A 4,707-nucleotide genomic window follows, 5' to 3' on the forward strand; every position below is an offset into this window, starting at 1 on the left:
AGTAACTAACTGCCAGCATGGTTCTCGCGATAGCCTGAGTATTCACACGCCTGAGTGCTGCAAAGCACGGGGACCGGCATCGCCGGCCCCCGCGATCCGCAACGGCCTACTTCAGGCTGTAGACGATCAGCGCGCCGTCATCCCTCGGCATGCTCTTGTAGACGCCGCCGAACGTGGCCGCGTAGTCGTCCGACAGCATGCCGCCGAAACCGGCGGTCATCGCGATGTACTGCTTGCCGCCCACCGAGTAGCTGATGATGCCGCCCTGATGGCCGGTGCCGTTGTTGCGGCTCCACAGCTCGGCCCCGGTCTCGGCGTCATAGGCATGCACGGTGCCGCGCGCATCCGGCACGAACACGAGGTTGCCGCCGGTCGACAGCACGCTCGCGATCGGCGGCTCGGGGAAGCGGACCTCCCACTTCTTGGCGCCGGTGATCGGGTCGCGCGCATCGAGATGACCATAGATCTCGCCGCCCGGGGGCGGTGCGATCTTGAAGTCCGCGCCGATGTTGAGCTGGGCCTGCGGCGCCACCACCGGCGTCGTCTTGACGACGTCGAGGGTCATGCACCATTCCTGGCCGATCTTGTAGTACAAGCCGGTCTTCGGATTATAGGATCCGCCGTTCCAGCTCATGCCGCCGCCGATATAGGGACAGAGCGGCTCGGCCACCTTGCCGGCCGTGAAGTCGCGGCGCCCGATCAGTTCGCCGGTCTTCGGATCGATCGTCTTGACGAAGTTGATGTTCTCCACCAGCCGCCAGACGTTGTTGACCTTTAGATCGCGGTCATAGACGAAGACGAAGCCGCCCTTGTTGGGATGCACCACCAGCTTCTTGCCGTCGCGCTCGAGCATCAGGAATTCGCCGACCGCGCTGTCGAAATCCCAGGCGTCGTGCGGCAGCTCCTGATGATAGAATTTGAGCTTGCCGCTATCGAGGTCGAGGCCGATCACCGAGGTGGTATAGAGGTTCTCGCCCGGACGGGCGCCCTGGGTCTTCCAGTCCGCGCCCGACCAGTCATACAGCGGGGCCGGATTTGCTGTGCCCCAGAGCACCGTGTTGGTTTCGGAATCGTAGGTGCCGGGCATCCATCCGCCACCACCGCCGGTGCGCCAGGAATCATTACCCCAGGTCTTCATCGCCTCCTCGGTGCCGGCGACAGTGAGGAATTCCCACTTCTTCTTTCCAGTCGCGGCATCGACGCCGAAGATCGGGCCCCGCCCCGGCCATTCACCGCCCTGCGAGCCGATCACGATGGTGCCCTTGGCATAGAGCGGCGCGCCGGTGAAGCCGACCGTCAGCTTCTGCGAGTCGATCAGCTTGGTGTCCCAGGCCACCTTGCCGGTCTTCATGTCGAGCGCGATCAGCCGGCCGTCCATGGTGCCGACATACACCTTGCCGTCGCCGATCGCGACGCCGCGGTTATAGGGGGAGTGGGTCTGGCGCGCGACCAGCGCCTCGTCCAGCTCCGGGAAATACGACCAGATCACCTCGCCGGTCGCGCCATTCAGCGCGAACACGCGGCTGTAGGAGCCCGTGTAGTAGAGCACGCCGTCGGCGGCCAGCGGCATCGATTGCAGGCCGCGGGTCGATCGCCCGGGAATGTGGATCCAGGCCACGCCGAGATTGCCGATATTGCTGGTGTTGATCTGCGCCAGCGGACTGTGATGATAGGACTTGTACGAGCCGTGGTAGGTCAGCCAATCGTTCTGACCACCGGCTTCGATGCGCGCCGTATCGACCGTTTGCGCCGAGGCCGCCGACGCGGCCAGCATCGTGGTGATGGCAAGCGCGATGGGCGCAGCCAGACGTCTCCGTTGCTTCATCATTGCACTTCCTCCGCTACGTTTTTGATGTGTGGCCGCCGCATTGTCGCGAGCCGCCTGCGCCGGATCGTCTGCCGCTACGCCGAGCTCGTGTGATGCGCCGTGTGTCGACGGGACGAGAGGCCGCTCAACCTAACGTCGAATTATACCGCTGTGAATGCATGGCCTAGGATGTCCTGCTGATCACGCTGCGCAAGCGTCCTGCCACGCGTCGGCGATGCAGCAAGCCGGATTACGCCAGCAAAGTCCACTCAGCGCCAAGTTGCATAGCGCAAAGCCGGGGAGAGCGCCGCAATCGGTGACACTGGCGTGGCTTGTTTGCGGCTTTGTCGCGATGTCGTGCACGCCACAGTGATTCGTCAGTCATGCTGCCCGATCGCACGTGCAAAAAACAAAATGAGACTCGGCGTCAAGACGGTGCACCGGGCGGACATCATGAACCGCTGGCCCCAAGGCGAACGAACTCACGCCAGCTCCTCCGCCGTCATCCCGGACAAGCTCGCCGACGGCACGCGGCGGCGAGCGCAGATCCGGGATCCAGAGCCACCGGATGCAGTGAGGCGCGCGGAACGCGGCACCTGCCCACTTCAGACATCACGCGGTATCGGTCCCCGCGCCACGCGCGCAGTTGCGCCCCAGGCGGTGAGGACAGTGGAGAGTGGGACGAACAGCCTTGCTCCGAACTCGCATTCCGATCATCCCGGCCGATGAAAGTTGATAGTCGCAGTCTTCGCGCGGCTACGCGGCACGATGCTCGCCACCGTCATTGCGAGGAGCGAAGCGACGAAGCAATCCAGGGCGACAACGGGATTCCGGATGGCTTCCGCCATGGCCTGTCGGGCCATGGCGGCCGCGCCTTGCCGATGCGCCCGCCGGCGTCCATTCTTGGACCTCCATTCTTGGAGAAGAGGAATTTGCAATGGCGGCGATCGGATTCATCGGCTTGGGTGTCATGGGCGAGCCGATGTGCCGCAATCTGGCGCGGAAGTCCGGCGCGACGGTGCTCGGCTTCGACCTTGCGGACGCGCCGCTGCAGCGGCTCGCCGAGGTCGGCGTCATCAGGGCCGCGTCGCTGGCGGAGCTGGCGCGCGAGGCCGACGTCATCTTCATGGCGTTGCCGAGCGGCAAACATGTCGAAGCCGTATGCGACGGCGATGACGGCCTGCTCCGCCACGTCGAGGCGCGTCACACCATCGTGGATCTCGGCACCTCGCCGGTGCAGACCACCCGGGACTTGGCCGCGCGTTTCGCGGCGAAGGGCGCCGCCTACGCCGATGCACCGATCGCCCGCACCCGGCAGGCGGCCGAGGACGGTACGCTGAGCGTGATGGTGGGGGCCGACGCGGCGACGTTCGAGGGGTTGCGGACGCTGATCGCGATGTTCGCGACCGACATCACCCATTGCGGCGGCGTCGGCGCCGGCCAGGTCGTGAAGATCCTCAACAACATGGTGCTGATGCAGACCGTGGTGGCGCTCGGCGAGGCGCTGGAGACCGCCAAGCGCGCCGGCCTCGATCCCGAGCTGCTGTTCGAGACCCTCGCCAAGGGCTCGGCCGACAGCTTCGCGCTACGCAACCACGGCATGAAGGCCATGCTGCCCGACACATATCCGGAGCGGGCGTTCTCGACCGAATATGCGCGCAAGGACATCGGCTATGCCCTCGATCTCGCGAGGTCCGTGCAGATCGATCTGCCGGGCGCGGAGCTCGCCGACCGGAGGCTGGGAGAGGCGGTCGAGGCCGGGTACGGCGATCTGTATTGGCCAGTCCTGGCGCGTGTGATCGCGGCATCGCGCAAGACGTGACCTGCGCATCGGGCTCTCCTGGCTGCCTTGGATTGGCGAACGACGCTGGGATGGCAGCGGGTAACGGCATCTGTCATCAATGAGCCGCCGGCGCACTCGGTGCAAGCGGTGAGAGCGCTTGCCGACCTCATTCGCGATGTACATGCTCACGCCATCTGACAGATCGCGGTCCTCAGCGGCCTGCGCAAGGCATTGATGCTCGCCACAGTCATTGCGAGGAGCGAAGCGACGAAGCAATCCAGGGGCACACCCGGAGTCCTGGATTGCTTCGCTGCGCTCGCAATGACGGCGGAGCTATCAGAATGCTTCTCATGCATAGTCTGCCCGTCGTGCCAGTCTGTCGCAGCATTCGCACTTGCACCGTCGGGCAAATCAGCTGCACATTTCCGCGCGTCCCTGCTGCCGCATGAGGGGCGTGTCGCGACCGTCACGAGACGTTGGCAGTGGGATGCGATGGGCGTGTGTCGGCGCAGCGTGACGTAGTTCGCGCGGACGAACGGCGATGCACGCACGGTCAAGTCGCGCGGTCCTGATATCCCGATGCTGATATCAACTCATGCCGGGGCTTTCGCCTCGCGTGGGGATGGTGGCCAACAAGCCCGGCGCACCAGGGAGAACGCGAAGCAGCCGTTAAAACCGTTGCGCAGGGAGGGCCGGATGATCCGGCGCGTACCTGTGGTTCCTGCCGCCAGCAGTTTTTTTTGCTGGCGGGCCATGGGTGCGACCGGCACCCGGCCTTCCCTGCGCCCTCAGTGCTCGAGGGCGAGACGAGAAGCATGGCTCGGGCGCGGAATGCGTCGCGAGGGTGAGGATGTTTGTCCGAGATCTTCCAAGCACGGAGCGCTGTTCGCGACGATGAGAATGATCCGCATGCAAGACGCCGATCGGGACCACAGACGCGTGACGCTCGGCTTTACGCAATTGAGCCCGGCTCTCGCGCCGGTGACGGTGCGCTCCCCTCCCCCTTGCGGGGAGGGGTTGGGGGTGGGGGTCTCCGGGCGCTCACGCCGATGGCGAGCGCCGTCACTTTCGAAGAAGATGAAGCGAGGGGCGCATCACTTGCAGCGGGACTCGTGGA

Annotated in this window: 2 protein-coding genes; one reads left to right on the forward strand and one right to left on the reverse strand. The window is 65.1% G+C overall.

From position 1 onward, the window contains the following. Positions 1-106: 106 nt before the first annotated feature. Entirely contained in the window at positions 107-1,828 is a 1,722-nt protein-coding gene (locus tag BRAO375_RS22590) for a pyrroloquinoline quinone-dependent dehydrogenase (protein ID WP_009029764.1), read from the reverse strand. An 892-nt stretch (positions 1,829-2,720) separates the two neighbouring features. On the opposite strand from BRAO375_RS22590, the gene BRAO375_RS22595 reads away from it, so the two are divergent. Next, complete coding sequence (locus tag BRAO375_RS22595; protein WP_283806093.1) at positions 2,721-3,629, forward strand: NAD(P)-dependent oxidoreductase; 909 nt, start codon at positions 2,721-2,723, stop codon at positions 3,627-3,629. Positions 3,630-4,707: the final 1,078 nt, after the last annotated feature.

The sequence above is a fragment of the Bradyrhizobium sp. ORS 375 genome, from assembly GCF_000239775.1.
Lineage (GTDB): Bacteria > Pseudomonadota > Alphaproteobacteria > Rhizobiales > Xanthobacteraceae > Bradyrhizobium.

Coding starts and splice junctions, on each gene's coding strand:
- BRAO375_RS22590 (WP_009029764.1), bottom strand. CDS start 1,828: ATGATGAAGCAACGGAGACGTCTGGCTGCGCCCATCGCGCTTGCCATC.